Here is a 16,873-nt window from a genome sequence, read left to right on the forward strand (position 1 = left end):
CCTTACTGCAGGCAAATGAAAGGCATTGAAAGACTGAATATCTAATTGACTTGGGGGAGACCCCTGAGACTTCCACCCATAACTGACATAGGTAGGCTCACGGGCTGGTTTCCCATTGCGATATGTCTATTCCATCACTCCATAGGCCCAGGACCTTCTATCTTGTAACGGGCTCAGAAGAAGCTGCAGTCCGATCCAGCGCCGTAAATCTGGCCGAGCGCTTGGTACCGCGTGCGTGTTCCTTCGCTAGGGAAGTTATTGATGGGGCGGCAGAAACGGTTGGTCGTGCGATAGCAGCCATTACAAGTACTATTCAAGCTCTATTGACTGCTCCATTCTTACATGAGAACAAGTTGGTCTGGTTGAGAAATGCCTCGATGCTCACGGACCCTGTAATCGGACGCTCAACAGTTCTCAACTCCGTCCTAGAAGAGCTGCAAAATATCCTAAAATCTGGCATTCCCACCGGTGTCTTCTTTCTCCTGAGCGCGCCCGCTGCAGATAGGCGAAGGTCCACTTATAAGGCATTAGCCAAGCTGGCAGAGGTAATAATTTGCGATGGCCCTAGCTTGAGGGGGCACGCCACTAGAACTGATATCACTGAGTGGATAAAAAAAAACTCTGCAAAGCGTCAGTTCCATTTTGAACCTGCTGCCCTAGATCTCTTTGTGATTCGTGTTGGGGAGGATACCCTTTTGGCTGAGTCAGAGCTTGAAAAACTTTCCATATCGTTAAGTTCAGAAACCGGTAATACCGTCACGGAGGCTATGGTGCGCGAGCTAATCCCCAGTACACGTGCAAGCAGCATCTTTGATCTCTCCAACGCAATCTTGACCCGCAATGCACCACTCTGCTTAGAGTTCCTACGAGAACTCATCCTTCAAGGCGAACAAGCTCTCAGCATTTTCTTAGTGGCCATAGTTCCTACCGTACGTAACCTCCTTATCGTCAAAAGTCTCATAGAACACCACGACATCTCCCCACCCATAAGCGCGAATGCCTTTGTTCACTCAATTAAAAAACTTCCCATTGGAGCAGTTTCTCATCTTCCAAGAAAAAAAGACGGTACCATAAACACATACGCCCTCGGGCTTTCTGCGATACACTCTGCCAGATACTCACAGGCAGAACTTAGAATTGCTCTAAGGAAATGTCTGGAAGCAAATCATTCGCTCACTAATCCCTCCCCATTGGGAGAAGTCGCCATTCTCACGCGTCTCCTTTTACATATTGTGGTAAGATAACTCTATACCCCAACCGCACCTTCCAACCTAATTCTAGGTAACTAGGTGGAGTGCAATATCCTGCTTTTCCAATACCATTTCCCTGTGATTCTGCCAACAAAGCTTCACCGCGCCAACTATTCAAATCCCTCTGTGAGTCGTTTTGTGTCGCTTTGGTCCACTATCCTCCTTCTTATTGGATCAGTCGGCTGCGGGGTGCTTAAGCCGATCAGCCCTATAGTTTGTGACCCTATCAGCATACAAAGAAGGTCTGCTCTGGGGGGTGGTTCCAAAGGTCATTTTATTGGAAGACGGATGTACAAAGTGGACTACAAGACATGGGGTTGGATAAGAAAACCTAAGGAGCGTTGGAGCAATGCCAAGTTGTCCATATTAAATGAGCAAACATGCCTTACTCCCGATCGAAAGCTAAATAGGATTGGATTTGACAATAACTACGAGTACTCCCTTGAGGGATATTTTTCTGGTCAAACCGTATATGAGCCTGCGAGTAATCAGTTCTATCCAGAGTTTGTTTTGCTGCAGGCCGTTCTCCTTTCCGTTGCACCGGTTAATATCTACCGGTACAAGGAACAGCTTAATCCCAATTGCCGTTTGCTTGTTCCCCCCTGTCCTTAGGTATAAGCAATATGGGTTCTTCAAGTTTTTTTACTACTACTGCAAACGAGTTAGCAGGATATCGAATAATCCACCAGTTGGGGATTATGCACAGTGCTACCATACGTTTCTCTATTGGATCTCAGAGATTTCTGGATTTCCTGAAGATAATAGCTGGGGGCCGCAAGACACTATACACCAAAGTCTGTGAAAGAGCTCGCCAAGAGGTCTTACATACGCTCATCACGCAAGCGTCTGAGCATGGGGCCAATGCACTCCTTGCTGTCCACTATGACAGCACCGAACTTTTACAGGGCGCCACTGAAGTCTTTGCCTATGGAACGGCCGTTATTGTCGAACCGATAAATTCCCCCCCCTACTCAAATTAACTAGGGCATCTTGTGGGTATGTCTCCAGCCTATACCTGCTCCTATACCTTCTCCTGGACTCTCTTGCCTAGAATCCCTGTTGGGCGCAGCAACAGAATTAGAATAAGAATGCTAAATGCTACAGCATCTCGATAAGAAGAGATTGGAGACCCTCCAATTAGACTTTCTACTACGCCTAAAAGGATCCCCCCTAAAGCCGCACCAGGCAAGCTCCCAATCCCTCCCAACACTGCTGCAACGAAGGCTTTCATACCTGGCAGAATGCCCATGAGAGGGTCAATAGAATGGATATTCAAGGCGTAAAGGATTCCACCGGCACCAGCGAGCGCAGAGCCAGCAGCAAAGGTGAGAGAAATGATAATATTTGTGTTGATCCCCATAAGTGCAGCCGCTTCCTGGTTATGGGCTAATGCCCTCATGGCCAAGCCTAGTTTGGTGCGCAGCACCAACAGGCGTAACACTAAAAGTAATATTCCAGATACCCCAAGCGCTACTAAGTGGTTAGAAGCTACACTTAAACCAAATCCTAAGGGAATTCGAAAGGATGGAAGAAGGCTTGGGAATGGCTTAACGCTGACACCAAAGAGAATTTGTCCACCATACTCCAACAAAAGAGACACACCAATTGAGGTAATTAGTACCGTAAGCCTTGGATGGCTCCTCAAGGGACGGTAGGCGAAAAACTCGATGGAGATCCCCAACAAGGCGCAAACCACCATCGTCAACATCAGCACAGCGATTCCAACTGGTATCAGTCCGCAACCACCCAAAAAAGCGTGCACTCCCGGAGCTAAATAATAGCCTACGAAGGCCCCCACCATTAGAATGTCTCCGTGCGCGAAATTAATAAACCTCAGGACACCGTACACCATGCTGTAGCCTAAAGCAATAAGTGCATAAATTGAGCCGAGTGAGAGTCCGTTGATTAGCTGTTGAGAGAATTCCATTTGTGAAGTAAGCCCTCTAGGCAAGTAAGCAGATTTCCTGCCCGTACACGAGAATTACTATGGCAGATCTTCTGGATTCCGGTTTCGTTGCACTGGAGCCCCCGATAGGGAGGGGGATTGTTGGGCTTAGATCTTAGTCCTTTCCAAAAGGCTTCCACTAGTGGTGGTATCGACCCTCTGAGGTAGTGTGCCTGAGTGGTAGGGACACAAACACACGGGCCCATGGCCAGAAAAGAGGTAGGAAGATTACCATATCCCCCTCCTCATAATTTTCTAGCACATCAGAGCATCGTCTTGTGGCCTCTGATTTCTGGGAACCATATGTCTGCTCTATTAAATTTTCATAACCTTCCATAAGAGATAAGAGTGCACCTTACACTTTTTACTAAAGATGGGTTTCTTTTTGGACGAACTCAAACCGCCCATGGCGAACACGTAGCAGTACCATGGCTTTAGCGGGATCACCATTTTTATTAAAAGTAATCCTACCGCTAACAGCCCTATAGTCCTTGGTCTCCGCAAGCGCATCGCGAATCGCATGCCGAAAGCGTTTCAACTTGCTGGGATCCTTCGGATTGAAATCTGGGCCGTCGGCCTTAACGCGCTCAATAGCATTCACCATTAATTTAAGCGCATCAAAGCCTGTTACAGCAAGAGCTACGGGCACAGCATGTGGGCCGTACTTACGCTGATAGCTCCGGACGAAGGATTGTACAGTAGGATCGGGATCATCAGCAGAAAAGCTATTTGTGAAGATCGCTCCTTCAGCTGCTTTGCCCGCCACGTTGACAAGAACTGGAGAGTCCCAGGAGTCCCCACCAAATGTGGGAAGGTTTAGTCCCAAAGACCGCGCCTGTTTCATAATAGTTGCACACTCCGTATAAACTCCAGGGAGAAAAAGACAGTCAGCACCAGAGTTCTTGATAGCAGTAACCTGAGCCTGAAAGTCCTTGTCATGAGCATTGTAACTTTGCTTTTCGACGACGCTACCGCCTAATGCAGTGAACTGTCTCTTGAAACTGTCAGCTATGGTGGCACTATTATCCCTGCTAGAATCCACGAGGAGTGCAGCCCTCCTTTTTCCTAAAAGGTACACATATCGCGCCAGTACCCCACCCTGCTGACTATCACGATAACTTACGCGAAAAACATAGCTCCCAATTTTCGTCACCCTGTCATTGGAGGCGGAGTTGGCAAGCAAAGGGACATGATATCTCTGAGCAATAGGTGCTGCCTCCAAGGTACGCCCTGAGGAGACCTCTCCAATGAGAGCTACCGCATGGTAGCGACTAATGAGTTCCCTAGCAATAGCTGAAGTTTCCCCTGGTTTGGATTGATTATCACGCACGATGATCTCAAGGGGACGCCTTAGAGAATTTTTCTTTCCCAATTTCACCAATACCCCCCCCTGGGCGTTAATTTCGTTCATAGCCATCTCGATTCCCTTCATCACACTCCGGCCAAAACTAGCTTCTGTTCCAGTAAGCGACTGAAATACCCCAATGCGAATTGGTCCCCGCATGTCGTTGCCAATGTGTTCACCTCCCCTTCTCTGAAGAGCCTGGAAGAAAAGTACTGAAAGGGCAAGGACGGAGGACAATGCAAGAGCCAAGCTCTTTGGAGAAATCATCTGAGACATGGGAACGAAAGGACAGAATGTTACGTCAGGGTAACTTCACACGCAAAGCAGGTGCCCCTGCCTTGGGAATTCACATTAACCTCTTGGCAAAAGAGAAGCACAGCCCCCCCTCTTTTTTATAGGACAAGACCCCTCCTATGGAGGACTACCATTTGTTGGAGTCACAGGCTCGCGAAAATCGCTCCCACTTGCCAAGTAAAAAAATGCTGCTTTCACGAAAAAGCAGGATGAAGGATGTTTTTTGCTTCTTCTACTCGTAATTTCTCGTTAGGCTACTCCTTGTCTCTCTGAGTGTTGTTCTGTTCGAGGGCTTGTTGGTGCGGTCGGCGGCTTCCTCGTTATGTTTATGACTCGGATAGGTGCTGTCTGGGATTGCCTTGTCTCAAAGAATTGAGAGGGTTTTTATGTGCCCGGGCCGGTTGTATTGGTTGTATGGTGGGAAGGTAGGTGTGCACCCGTTCTATCGTTCTATACTAAGTTGGTCCGCTTTTCTCCCTCGCGAGGGGCTAGATTTGGGCTGGCCCTCTATAGAAAGGCAGCGGCTGCGCGGTTAGCCTCCTATTCTCTCCCGATCGTCGGGTCTTGCTTTCCATTGTTACCCAAAAGCAATCTTAGTCTATAGCCCTAGCTGGGCTAGAGTTTTTTTCTTTCATGTCCACCATTGCCTTGCTCTGTACTGACTTTGACGGCACCCTGATTGATCCATTTTTTCAAGGGCAGTGCACAGAGGAATTCTTGAGCAGACTTTTTTGTCATCAACAAGATGGAGGAACTTGGGTGATCAATACTGGCCGCTCCTTTACGTACACTTTAGAGGGACTCAGCAAGTTTCGGTCTCCTGTATCTCCCGAGTATATCATCTCACTCGAACGAGAAATCTATCGTCGGATTCCCTCCGGGGAGTGGAAGTACTTCAGTGAGTGGACAGAAGCAGGGCGCGCCCAACATAAAGAGCTTATGCTTCAATGTCGAGAATCACTGCAAGAAATTTATAAACAAGCACTTCGATATCATGGGGTGACAATCGTACGTGAACAGGAGGCTTTTATCGGTCTCATTATCCCTGAAGAAAAAACCATGCGCCGGTTCATCCTGGAATTGGAGGATATTTGTAGACACTTCCCAAAGTTCTCTTTTCAGAGAAATACTATTTACCTGCGTTTCAGCCATGCTGACTACCATAAGGGCTCTACATTGGTAGAGCTCTGCAGACTTATTAACCTCTCTCGGGAGGCTGTTCTTGCTATTGGGGATAGTTACAATGACCTTCCCATGTTGGGCGGAGAAACGGCGTCCATGTGTGCTTGCCCTGCAAATGCCGTCGCTGCAGTGAAGCAAGCCGTTGCGCACGCAGGCGGATTTGTTGCCTCCAGGACTTTTGCTTCTGGGGTGGTGGAAGCCATGGACCACTTTCGCAGTCGAGAATAGACTCTCGCCGCCACCTAGGTCAAATCTCTGGGGTATTCTCACCTCGAGAACGGGGAGGCGCCACGTTTTGCTTGCCGACAGCGGAAGCCTCTTGGCAAAGAAAAGCCCTTTACGTTGCCGGAAAAAGTACAGCAGGCACTTTTGTGGGTTACACAATCCAAAGCAACAAGCTTTGTCACAAAGTAGTCGTTGACGGTGGAGAATTGCAAGCCTACTACCGTAGAAACAAAAAAAGCAGCAGCAAACTGCTCCCTAACTGTCACAAACCGCGTGGTGCTCTCCGAGACGAGGAAGGGAACTCCCCAAGAGCCAGCAGGTTTACGAGCAGAAACGCTGTTCATTCCTCACTCCCATCCAAACGTATAGGCAAAACGTTTGTATGTACCCCTTTCTAAGGAAACTGCTAGGACTTAACTGGCTTCTGCTGGCTCTCACGTTGGGGTTGGGAGTCTACGGCATTTACTCTATTTATAGTGCAACTTGGATGCGAGACCTACGCTTCTATGATTTGCAAATCGTATGGTTTCTACTCTCCCTACCCGTTTTCCTCACGTTGGCTCTCCTAGATTACCACTGGCTCAGATGGTGTGGACCCCTACTCTACCTCTTAGGAATTGGCAGTTTGGCGATCACATACTCAAGCGCTAAGGTTATCTACGGCAGTAGTCGTTGGCTGAGTCTTGGTTTTTTTAGCTTCCAACCTTCAAACCTGGCGGTTGTAACTGGCATCGCCATGTTGGCCGTCTTTTTGCATCGATCACATCGACTACATCCACTTTTTCGCATTACAGTTAGCCTAGTTCTTGTAGGAATTCCTGCAGCTCTGGTACTTCTGCAGCCAGATTTGGGGTCTTCTTTGGTGTGGGGATTCACCCTAATGGGAATGCTTTTTGCAGCCGGCATTCCCAAGCGCTACTTAATCACTATGCTACTAGTTGCGGTGGCAGCTGTGCCGGTGGTGGTATATTTTGGCCTCAAGCCTTACCAGCGAGAGCGAATCACGACTTTTTTGAACCCTGATGTTGATCCATTGAATGCCTCCTACAATATCAACCAATCCTTGAATGCCATTGGTTCTGGTGGCTTTTATGGGAAAGGATTCAAGGCTGAAAATACTCTAAACAGGCTTGGATATCTACCGAGAGCGGCTGTCCACAACGACTTCATCTTTAGCGTGATGGGAGAACAGCACGGCTTTTTGGGGGGATTGTGCCTGATCATTGCATATGCTCTCCTGCTGCTGACTGGGCTCTATATTGCTTCTCGAGCTGGTGATGATTTTGGATGTCTACTTGCTCTAGGTATCATAATGATGCTTTTCGCGCACATTTTTATGAACCTTGGCATGACCGTCGCGGTTACACCCGTCACGGGTTTGCCACTACCATTCATGAGCTATGGGGGAACCTTCTTATTTACAGTAATGACTTCTCTAGCTTTCTTGCAGAGCATCTGGATTTACCGAAAAAGGCCACGATAAACTCATGCAAGAAAGCTCCAGGTAGGATTTCAAGCAGCAGGGCCACATAAAAAGGGTGGAACCCAAGCATATAATCTCCTACATACCACGGCCTTGAGCAGCCGCTTCCCGCTCCACTTCGCGTCGTACAGCCCTTTTCTTCAAGACTTCTCGCTTGTCGTAAGAGGTTTGTCCTTTTCCAAGGGCCAGTTCTACCTTGACTCGTGCATTCTTCCAGTAGCAGCGCAACGGTACCAAGGAACAGCCCTTCCTTAATACCTTGCCGAGGAGCTTATTGATCTCACGCCTATGAAGGAGGAGCTTGCGTCTACGCCTAGCCTCGTGCTGCTGCTCACGGCAAGCCCGTTCGTACGGCTGAATATAGAGGTCGTACAAAAACACCTCCCCCCCATCCACCTTCGCATAGGCAGCCTGAAGGTTCATCGAATTCTCGCGGATGGATCTTACTTCCGCACCCTGAAGGGCTATCCCAGCCTCCATCTTATCTAGGACTGCGAAGTTTCGCAAAACTTTGCGGTTGCTAACGATCTCTTCGACATGGAATCGCGTGAACACTTTGGAAAAAACAGTGTCTCCACAAACAAATAGGCTAAGGTGGGCAAAACCCCCTTAACTCCTGACGGCGGGATTGACAGGACCCTGGGCCAGCCCCAACTTCCCAGCTGTTACCTCAGAAAGAGCAATGTCAGACAGCCCCATACCAGGACACACCACCACCATGGGGCGACTACCAGCGCTCAACTGGCGCACACGCCTAGAAACCATGTTAATCAGGACCGGAACACTCCCTACCTGCTTAGAGGCCTCCTCAAGGATGTGGCTATTCATGATAGAGCTCCACCGCTAGCAAGATTTTTCCCACTTGTCAACTTGTCAAAGCTAATAATTGGTTAGCAATAACCTATCGAGGATATAGGCGCCCTCATGCTCCATGTCCCAACTGGAACATTAATGCTTTTATCATTTAAGGGTGCAGCAAGTATGGCCTCACTTCTACCGTGCTCAGAAGGTATAAGCATACCATGTCCCTCCTCTAGCCAGAATTTTTCCCGCTCAGCTCACAATCTACAATCCCTCTCTCGCCTCTGCTATAATGCTGATTGATAGTTAGGAAGTAGATTTGCCTAACCTAACTAAGTAGGCACCTAACACTAACTAACACTAACGTCATGTTCTCACTGGACTATCCTCCAGAAGGTCCTCCAGAAGGACTAGCACTTGTTCCACTTCTCCTACAAGAAGGGGTGTAGCCACTCTCCTCTCCCTAAATTTAGCGAGAGCTTTGGAGTTCCTTCAGAAAAGGACTTGCCCTCTTCTCCACGATTTTTTTATCTTCCTCAGCATGAGGGTATTGGTAACGGGAGGTGCTGGATTTATAGGCTCGCACCTGGTGTCTGCCCTGTCTAGAGAAGGGCACGCGGTGGTTGTTCTGGACAACTTTAATAGTTTCTACGCACCGAGTCTTAAGCTTGCAAATGTCTCTTCTTTCGCAAGGCAAGTTAAGGTGGTAGAAGGGGATGTTTGCTGCTCGGCTACCGTAGATGCACTCTTTGACCGTTGGTGTTTTGATTCTGTGATTCATCTTGCAGCTTACGCTGGGGTGCGGTCCTCCATTCGGCACCAAACGCTCTACCTGAAAACGAACATTGGCGGTACATTGCAGCTTCTCAGGGCTGCGTCCAGGATGGGCGTCTCCAAGTTTTTGTTCGGCTCAAGTTCTTCTGTTTATGGTCCGAGAGAAAAGGTTCCCTTCTCTGAAGGGATGGCCCTTTCACGAACACTTAACCCCTACGCAGCTAGTAAACTTGCTGCTGAGCGGCTCTGTAGAGACTTTGCTCAGCTCTGGGGCATACGCGTGGTTTGTCTACGATTTTTTACTGTATATGGACCAGCACAGCGCCCAGATCTTGCCATTCATAAGTTTACTCGATCCATCCTTAAGGAGGTTCCACTTCAAAAGTTTGGTGACGGCACCACGCAACGTGACTACACTTACATTGACGATGTCGTTCAAGGTATTCTAAAGGCCCTGTACTATAATGAGGGAGGAACCTTTGAGGTTTTTAACCTTGGAAAAAATAGTGCTACGACCCTCAATGAGCTTATAGCGACTATTGAAGAAGTCCTTGGGAAAAGAGCGGTTATTCGGACGCTCCCTGAACAAAATGGTGATATGCTTTACACGTGTGCAGATGTCTCAAAGGCATGTAGATTGCTTGGCTACCAACCGCAAGTTACCATCCCTATTGGGATCAAAAAATTCGTGAGTTGGTACTTAGAGAAGATGCGGTGAGGATTGCTCTTTTTGAGTTTCCGTCCTAACGAACTGGGGGGTTTTTTATCTCTCGGCGCCCGGGGGCGTTCTTTCTATATGAAACCACAACAGGCGATCTCTCCCACTCGCGAAGAAAACTTTGCAGGGTGGTACCAGCGGGTTATCCAAGTTGCTGGCTTGGCAGAAAACTCTGAAGTGCGTGGCTGCATGGTTATCAAACCGTGGGGATACGCACTCTGGGAAAATATACAAGCAGCACTCGATTGCATGCTAAAGGCAACCGGCCACCGAAACGTTTACTTCCCCCTGTTTATTCCCCTCAGTCATCTCCAGAGGGAAGCTGGACATGTTGAGGGGTTTGCCAAGGAATGCGCAGTAGTCACTCATTGCCGTTTAGAAGCACATGATGGTGGCAAATTGATTCCCACTGCTCCTCTAAAAGAGCCGTTGGTAGTGCGTCCTACTTCAGAAACTATTATTGGATCTACTTTTGCTAGATGGATCCATTCTCACCGTGATCTTCCTATCCTCCTTAACCAATGGGCTAACGTAGTCCGATGGGAAATGCGGCCCCGTTTATTCCTGAGAACTACTGAATTTCTTTGGCAAGAGGGCCATACAGCCCATGCGACAGAAGCTGAGGCAACTGAAGAGACTGAAAGTATGTTGCGCCTCTATGAAAATTTTACTAGAGACTACCTAGCCCTGCCTGTAGTTAGAGGAGAAAAGACAGCTTCCGAGCGCTTTCCTGGTGCTGTACGCACTTTCTGCATCGAGGCCATGGTCCAAGATCGCAGAGCTATCCAGGCTGGGACCTCCCATTTTTTTGGGCAGAACTTTTCTCGCGCTTCAGGTATTCGCTTTCAATCACGCTCCGGAGGGTTAGAATACGCCTGGACCACTAGTTGGGGGGTTAGCACGCGATTGATTGGGACTCTCATCATGGCACATAGTGATGATGATGGACTAGTTTTGCCCCCGCGTGTCGCGCCAACGCAGGTAGTTGTCGTGCCTATTCTTTTCAAGGGAGAGATGCGTGCTCAAGTGCTCGCTCGTGCGGAGCTAGTTGCTACACAGCTCCGCAGGGGCTGTTTCTGCGATCAACCCATCCGTGTGGAACTTGATAACCGCGATTTGGGGAATGGGATAAAAAAGTGGGAATGGATCAAGAGGGGAGTCCCCATACGCCTCGAGTTGGGCTCGAGGGACCTAAAAACCGGCTCTGTCACTCTTTTCAGGAGAGACCTTTCTCCCGAGGAGAGATATCTCCTCCCAGCCGACCGAGCCGCAGACGAAGTACCCCGCCTTCTTGCCAATATTCAAGCCAACTTACTGACTCGCGCCACAAATTTTTGTGGTGCACACACTCACCGTATCAATTCTGAAAGAGAGTTCTATCAATTTTTTACTCCTCGGAATGCTAGGAAGTCTGAAATTCACGGAGGATTCGCTCTGGCACATTGGAGCGACTCCTCGAACATTGAGGAGAAACTTAAAGTAGATCTTAAGGTCTCCATCCGCTGTATCCCTTCCGATACCCTCAAAGAACCGGGGCAATGCATCTTTACTGGTAAACCGAGTGCTCAACGGGCTCTCTTTGCCAGGTCCTACTGAGGCATTGGTGATTCTATTTGTCAAGCGGTACATTTCCCACCAGGGAATGACACACCAGAATCTTCTGGTAACTAAAGGGGTGCATGTCTAAAAGTAAGTGAAAGCCAAACAACACCCCCGATTGAAATCACAGATCCTAGTCCTGGGCAACCTATCCTCCACCATACTATGAAGCCATTTCGGACGATGTTAGTTCCGTTCGGTGGGCTGGTACGTCACGCTCCGTACCCGGTGCTCCGCTCACGCTAAGGAATATCTCGGTTAGTAGAACGTAGCCAGAGAAACCAGGAGCCAAGGAGAGAGTACCCTATGAGGGGAGACCAAGCCGCTACGAACGGGGAAATGCGATTCCCTTTCCCTAAGGCGACAAACACCTTATCCAGAAAGATCAGACAGAAAAAGAGGGTAATTGCTATGGTAATTTCTCGAAAGAGACAGTGGCGTGAGTAAACGATTCCGAGTGGCCCAGCTAGAAGGACCGCTACCATTACCTGCCAGGGGAGTGCAAAGCGGTGCCACAGGTGGGTACGATAGGGGGCTAAGTGATTCGGGGAAGAATCTGTGTTGTAAGCGAGATATTCCCGCAATTCCGGTACAGAAAGGTAATTAGGATTTGCGGCTAGACTGGCAACACGTTGCGGCGTCTCGCTCCAATGCCCGACAGTTAGCCAATCGGAGTCGACTTTCTTTAGGATATTTCCTTGTGGATCTAGTTTGAGGTGTCGCACCTGCAACAGAGTCCAGTTCCCTTTGGAGGGGTCATAGGCAGCTCTCTTGGCAAACCATTTCTCGGTGATTTCATTATCAGTGTTTTGTTGAATGATTTGCAAATCTTCTACCTGCCACTTAGTTTGTTTCTGAAAAATACGGTGCACAAACCAAAGGCGGTGGTCGTGACAGTTCCGGAATGTGTGAGCCATGATGGAGCTGTTTGTAGCAGCCCCGCCCCGCCTTATTTCATCTAATATTTGTTTCTTTGCGTGCTGTGCGTGTGGGGTGATAGCCCAATTAAAATAGGAAGATACCCCTACGAGTAGTAGGCCTACCGTTAAGAGTGGAAATAAAACGCGCAGTACACTTTTTCCAGCGGCCAGCATAGAAATAATCTCATTACTACGAGACATTGCAGACAAGCCGTACAGAAGTGCAAGGAGAGTACCTACGGGAAGAAAAATCACAAGAGTGGCCGGAATCTGAGACTGATAATACCGGATCCGAAGAGAAAAATTGGCCTCCCCCTTTAGGAGAGAGGATAAATTATTACTCAAGTCAAAGACAAACCAGACCATGATAAACCCTATTACGCAGTAAGAAAGAGGGATTAGGAACTTTTTTAAAAGGTAGCGATCCAGGATAGTCATCCAAGTCAACTGCCTCCATTTTGAGAGTAAAAATGCTTCTTCACTTAGACAATTCGCCTAGCCCTGCAGAGGCGCTAGATGTTTCGCTCTATATCCATCCAATTTATGTTCTCATGAGAACGGTCAAGCGGGGAGCGTTTTACCACCATATCCTATGTGTTTGGCCTGTAGAACGAATCACCCTTTTTGAGAATCCCACTGAGGAAGGGCGATTCTGAAACCAGGTGTCGCGCGGAAATGCCATCCTATCTTCTATCTACTGCTCTATTCTGACAGATTGAAGCCAGTCACGAAATTGTGGCCTGAAAACTCTAGAGGTTATCGGGACAATCACACCAGAAGACACCCTAGACAAAAATACTCCGACTGGAGGTTTTGTTGTGTGGGTAGGCTTGTGAGGGTATAGGCCTTATAATCCTCCCCTACCTTGGAAGTAGACTAGCACAAAGGCCGTTTCTGCAAGTTGTTGCTAACAAAGCGGGGACACCCCGAGAATGGAATTGCGATGTGCTCACGCCCTTGCGTCTAAAGGAACACACCGGTTTATAGACTACGTTCAGCTGCTTTTTTTCTTATCCTGGTGACAAAACCCCCAGAGCTACCCTGGAATCTTTTCGGTGGCTTCCTCTTTCCCACACTTCTTAGTGGATCGTAGTAGTAGAGCGGTTAAAGGCCTCTGTGATATCCCCTCCCCATTCATCAACCACTTGCAGCATTTGATGGGCAGAGCAGAGGGGGATACCAAGAAGGGCGGGGCGATAACTCAATTCATACCGGATTTCGTAGAGCGCTTTGTCAAGAAGAAAAACCTTGAGAAGAAAAGTGAAGTCTTTCTCTGTCTGGGGTAGAAAATCTGCCTTAGCAGCACCAGTCAAGTATCCATCCAGGAACGCAGAAGTAATGTGGCTTTTCCAAAGATCATACCAGGGAGAAAGCCGGATATGATCCTCTTGGCGTTCGATAGCTAGCAAGGCACTTTGTGCAGCATAATCGAACGAGCGCAACATGCCGGCAACATCAACCAGCGCGGGGCGCTTGAGTAGTCGTTCTCCGAACGGACGACATGGTTCTCCCTCGAAGTCGAGGATGACAAAATCCCTACCAGTGTTAAGAACTTGACCTAGATGGTAGTCGCCGTGGCTGCGAATTTTTTTTGCTGGTATCTTTGCTCTAAGGAGTCTTGCATAAAAGGCAAGTAGGCGGGGTGTCGCTGCAATCCAACTCCTGGCACGTACCTGAAGAGACTCCGGGAGATATGGGATTTTGCTAGCTAAGTCCAATTCGGTCCGGCGTGCTAGGCTGCGCAGTGTTTGATAAAGTGAACGCTGATAAAGGCTAGTAAAAAGCTCCGGCGTAAAAGCTGCCCCTGGGAGTGTTGCCAAGCATCGGTGAAGTTCTCCTGTGCGTAGGCCAAGTTGGTACGCTCGTTCCGGATAACCGGCCATGAGTTCTGGGAGAATTTTGCTGCCTTCTTCAAGAGGGGGCGCAGCGAGCGCGCCCTCAAAGAAACGTCCAAGTGAGTCAAGGGTATGTGTCCAAGCATCTCCCTGGTTTGGGACATAAGCAGTGAGCAAGGCAACGGTTCCCTGTTGACTACCACTCATGTACCGTATTTCACCACAGTAGCGTGGTACATGTGCAAACCCCACCTTTCCTAAGGCTCGAAGAAGGTCGACATCAGGGTTGCTGCCAGATTCATACCGGCGTAGAAGCTTTAAGTTAAATTGTTCATTAAAGACAAGTGACGAATTAGATTGTTCACTTCCACACAATCGAGAAGTGGTAGGCTCCGGCAAGATGTCCTCTCCTATACCAAAAAGTTGTGAAGTTCCACAATGCCACGTTTGTTTCTGCGCGACGAGATTGAGAAAATGTCGATGTACCTCTTGGACATACAGTGCGTCCAAAAGCATTTCACCGCTCGCGAAGCAAGCCACAATGGAGTGAGCTGGGGGAGTGCTATCATCGCCAGCCTGATTTCTGATGGTTAGTGGAACTACATAGATCGCGGTGTGTCCTTGTGTAAAGGCCACCTCCGTCAAGAGAATCTGTGTGTTCGGGTCCTCTTTCGGGGAAAAACTTCCTGTAATACGAACCTTCTGTAACGCCAATTGTTTTTCTCCAAACCAACGGCACCTTTGCATATAGTCCGGGAGAACTGCGCGCTCCAGCGTACGATGCAATTTTGGTGTCCATTCGGCCACCTCAGCAAGCAGGGGAGGGACATGATGATCGGTTAACACTCTCTCCTCTTCTACAGAAAGGGGGTGTAGTTGCAACCAGTAAAACCCATGCGGCCCGAGAGTAAAAAGATAAGGAAGATTGCTAATGATAGGGAATCGTGTGTTGCCGAAAAGTTCCTCTGGAAATCGATCGTGGAATTCGGAAAGATCCAAGGAAACTGCCTGGGAATAACGTGAAAGGTTGGCTACTATGAGCAGGACCTGGTCTTCTCCATATCGACGGAGGTAGGCTAACACCTTAGAGTTCTCTGTAGAGAGGAATTGAATACCTCCAAGCGCAAATGCCAGATGTTTTTGGCGAATTCCTAGAATTCGCCGCATCCACCAGAAGAGTGAGGAAAGATTCCTTTTTTGCACGTCCACATTCACTGTTTCATAGTGAAATTCAGGATCTATGATAATAGGCAAAAATAACTGCTGTGGATTAGCACGTGAAAACCCAGCATTGCGGTCGGCGCTCCACTGCATCGGCGTGCGTACTCCATTACGGTCTCCTAAATAGAAATTGTCCCCCATGCCGATTTCATCTCCATAGTACAAAATAGGAGTGCCAGGCAGAGAAAGTAGGAGGGATTTCATTAATTCGATCTTGCGGCGGTTATTTCCCAGCAATGGGGCTAGCCGGCGACGAATGCCCAAGTTGATGCGAGCCCGGATGTCTTCCGCATAAAGACGCACCATGTAGTCTCTCTCCTCATCAGAAACCATTTCTAGCGTCAATTCATCGTGGTTACGGAGAAAAATAGCCCACTGACAATTTTCTGGAATAGTGGGGGTTTGATCGAAAATGTCAGTTAGTGGGAAGCGATCCTCCATCTGTAAGGCCATAAAGAGCCGTGGCATAAGGGGGAAATGGAATTCCATATGGCACTCATCTCCTGCTCCAAAATATGCAGCCGCGTCTTCTGGCCATTGGTTGGCTTCCGCCAGGAGCAAACGTCCTGGAAACTTTTCATCCACATGTCGACGCAAGCGCCGTAGGAAAGCATGGGTTTCTGGCAAATTCTCACATGAAGTCCCCTCCCGCTCAAAGAGATATGGGACAGCATCTAATCTTAATCCATCAACTCCTAACCCTAACCAGAAGTTCACTACGTTGAAGACCGCCTCTTGAACGGAGGGATTATCAAAGTTTAAATCCGGCTGATGGGAGTAGAACCGATGCCAGTAATAAGCCTGCGCTACTGAATCCCAGGACCAGTTCGATTTTTCGAAATCACTAAAAATGACACGCGCATCCTCATAACATTCGGTGGTGTCGCTCCAAACATAAAAATCTCTCTCAACTGACCCTGGAAGAGCCAAACGTGAACGCTGGAACCAAGGATGCTGGTCTGATGTGTGGTTCAAAACAAGCTCTGTAATGACATGCAATCTTCGTTGATGGGCTTCTGCTAAAAAATTACGGAAATCATCCAGCGTTCCATAGCTTGGGTTCACTGATAGGTAATCGGAGATATCGTAACCATCATCCTTTAACGGAGATGGGTAAAATGGAAGGAGCCAAATAGCCGTTATTCCTAGATCTTCCAGATATCCTAGCCTTTTACATAGTCCCCGGAAGTCGCCGACCCCATCGGCTGTGCTATCGCAGAACGAGCGTACATGTAACTCATAGATAACTGCGGTCTTGAACCATGGTAGATCTCGTTCCAT

At 48.4% G+C, this 16,873-nt stretch carries 15 protein-coding genes; 8 read left to right on the top strand and 7 right to left on the bottom strand.

Translation table 11 applies throughout. The features are described from left to right. Window positions 1-122: 122 nt before the first annotated feature. The 3 genes from holA (at window position 123) to JMM79_01200 (ending at window position 2,230) form a co-directional block, all read left to right on the top strand. Window positions 123-1,244, top strand: a complete 1,122-nt coding sequence (gene holA / locus JMM79_01190) for a DNA polymerase III subunit delta (protein QQY08571.1) — start codon at window positions 123-125, stop codon at window positions 1,242-1,244. A gap of 144 nt (window positions 1,245-1,388) precedes the next feature. Next, window positions 1,389-1,862 (top strand): hypothetical protein, encoded by a 474-nt coding sequence (locus JMM79_01195; protein ID QQY08572.1) that lies wholly within the window; start codon window positions 1,389-1,391, stop codon window positions 1,860-1,862. A gap of 11 nt (window positions 1,863-1,873) precedes the next feature. Then, the gene (locus tag JMM79_01200; protein ID QQY08573.1) at window positions 1,874-2,230 is read left to right on the top strand and encodes a YbjQ family protein; all 357 of its coding nucleotides are present in this window, start codon (window positions 1,874-1,876) and stop codon (window positions 2,228-2,230) included. Between the two features lie 41 nt (window positions 2,231-2,271). Here the strand turns inward: JMM79_01200 and JMM79_01205 are convergent, their stop codons facing one another. Beyond that, entirely contained in the window at window positions 2,272-3,177 is a 906-nt protein-coding gene (locus tag JMM79_01205; protein ID QQY08574.1) for a branched-chain amino acid ABC transporter permease, read from the bottom strand. 385 nt (window positions 3,178-3,562) lie between these two features. Beyond that, entirely contained in the window at window positions 3,563-4,807 is a 1,245-nt protein-coding gene (locus JMM79_01210; protein ID QQY08575.1) for an ABC transporter substrate-binding protein, read from the bottom strand. A 660-nt stretch (window positions 4,808-5,467) separates the two neighbouring features. Here JMM79_01210 and JMM79_01215 point away from each other — a divergent pair. Further along, complete coding sequence (locus JMM79_01215) at window positions 5,468-6,244, top strand: HAD-IIB family hydrolase (protein QQY08576.1); 777 nt, start codon at window positions 5,468-5,470, stop codon at window positions 6,242-6,244. Between the two features lie 38 nt (window positions 6,245-6,282). Here JMM79_01215 and JMM79_01220 read toward each other — a convergent pair whose 3' ends face one another. Next, window positions 6,283-6,585, bottom strand: coding sequence for a hypothetical protein (locus JMM79_01220; GenBank protein QQY08577.1), 303 nt, complete (start codon window positions 6,583-6,585; stop codon window positions 6,283-6,285). A gap of 38 nt (window positions 6,586-6,623) precedes the next feature. Between JMM79_01220 and JMM79_01225 the strand changes: the two genes are divergently transcribed. Then, window positions 6,624-7,724, top strand: coding sequence for a rod shape-determining protein RodA (locus JMM79_01225; protein ID QQY08578.1), 1,101 nt, complete (start codon window positions 6,624-6,626; stop codon window positions 7,722-7,724). Between the two features lie 78 nt (window positions 7,725-7,802). Here JMM79_01225 and smpB read toward each other — a convergent pair whose 3' ends face one another. Together smpB and JMM79_01235 are read right to left on the bottom strand one after the other, a co-directional pair. After that, entirely contained in the window at window positions 7,803-8,279 is a 477-nt protein-coding gene (gene smpB / locus JMM79_01230; protein ID QQY08579.1) for an SsrA-binding protein SmpB, read from the bottom strand. A gap of 54 nt (window positions 8,280-8,333) precedes the next feature. Further along, the gene (locus JMM79_01235; GenBank protein ID QQY08580.1) at window positions 8,334-8,552 is read right to left on the bottom strand and encodes a DNA-directed RNA polymerase subunit omega; all 219 of its coding nucleotides are present in this window, start codon (window positions 8,550-8,552) and stop codon (window positions 8,334-8,336) included. 514 nt (window positions 8,553-9,066) lie between these two features. Between JMM79_01235 and JMM79_01240 the strand changes: the two genes are divergently transcribed. Both JMM79_01240 and JMM79_01245 read left to right on the top strand, forming a co-directional pair. Next, on the top strand, window positions 9,067-10,017 hold the full coding sequence (locus JMM79_01240; GenBank protein ID QQY08581.1) for an NAD-dependent epimerase/dehydratase family protein: 951 nt from the start codon (window positions 9,067-9,069) through the stop codon (window positions 10,015-10,017). A 78-nt stretch (window positions 10,018-10,095) separates the two neighbouring features. Next, the gene (locus JMM79_01245) at window positions 10,096-11,613 is read left to right on the top strand and encodes a proline--tRNA ligase (GenBank protein QQY08582.1); all 1,518 of its coding nucleotides are present in this window, start codon (window positions 10,096-10,098) and stop codon (window positions 11,611-11,613) included. Between the two features lie 245 nt (window positions 11,614-11,858). Here JMM79_01245 and JMM79_01250 read toward each other — a convergent pair whose 3' ends face one another. Next, window positions 11,859-12,974, bottom strand: coding sequence for an LptF/LptG family permease (locus tag JMM79_01250; GenBank protein ID QQY08583.1), 1,116 nt, complete (start codon window positions 12,972-12,974; stop codon window positions 11,859-11,861). A gap of 32 nt (window positions 12,975-13,006) precedes the next feature. Between JMM79_01250 and JMM79_01255 the strand changes: the two genes are divergently transcribed. Then, window positions 13,007-13,192: a hypothetical protein gene (locus JMM79_01255; protein QQY08584.1), complete on the top strand. Its 186-nt coding sequence runs from the start codon at window positions 13,007-13,009 to the stop codon at window positions 13,190-13,192. Window positions 13,193-13,615: 423 nt separating this feature from the next. Here the strand turns inward: JMM79_01255 and treS are convergent, their stop codons facing one another. Beyond that, entirely contained in the window at window positions 13,616-16,873 is a 3,258-nt protein-coding gene (gene treS, locus JMM79_01260) for a maltose alpha-D-glucosyltransferase (GenBank protein QQY08585.1), read from the bottom strand.

Origin of the sequence: Candidatus Xiphinematobacter sp. (genome assembly GCA_016766635.1) — a bacterium.
Taxonomy (GTDB): Bacteria; Verrucomicrobiota; Verrucomicrobiia; order Chthoniobacterales; family Xiphinematobacteraceae; genus Xiphinematobacter.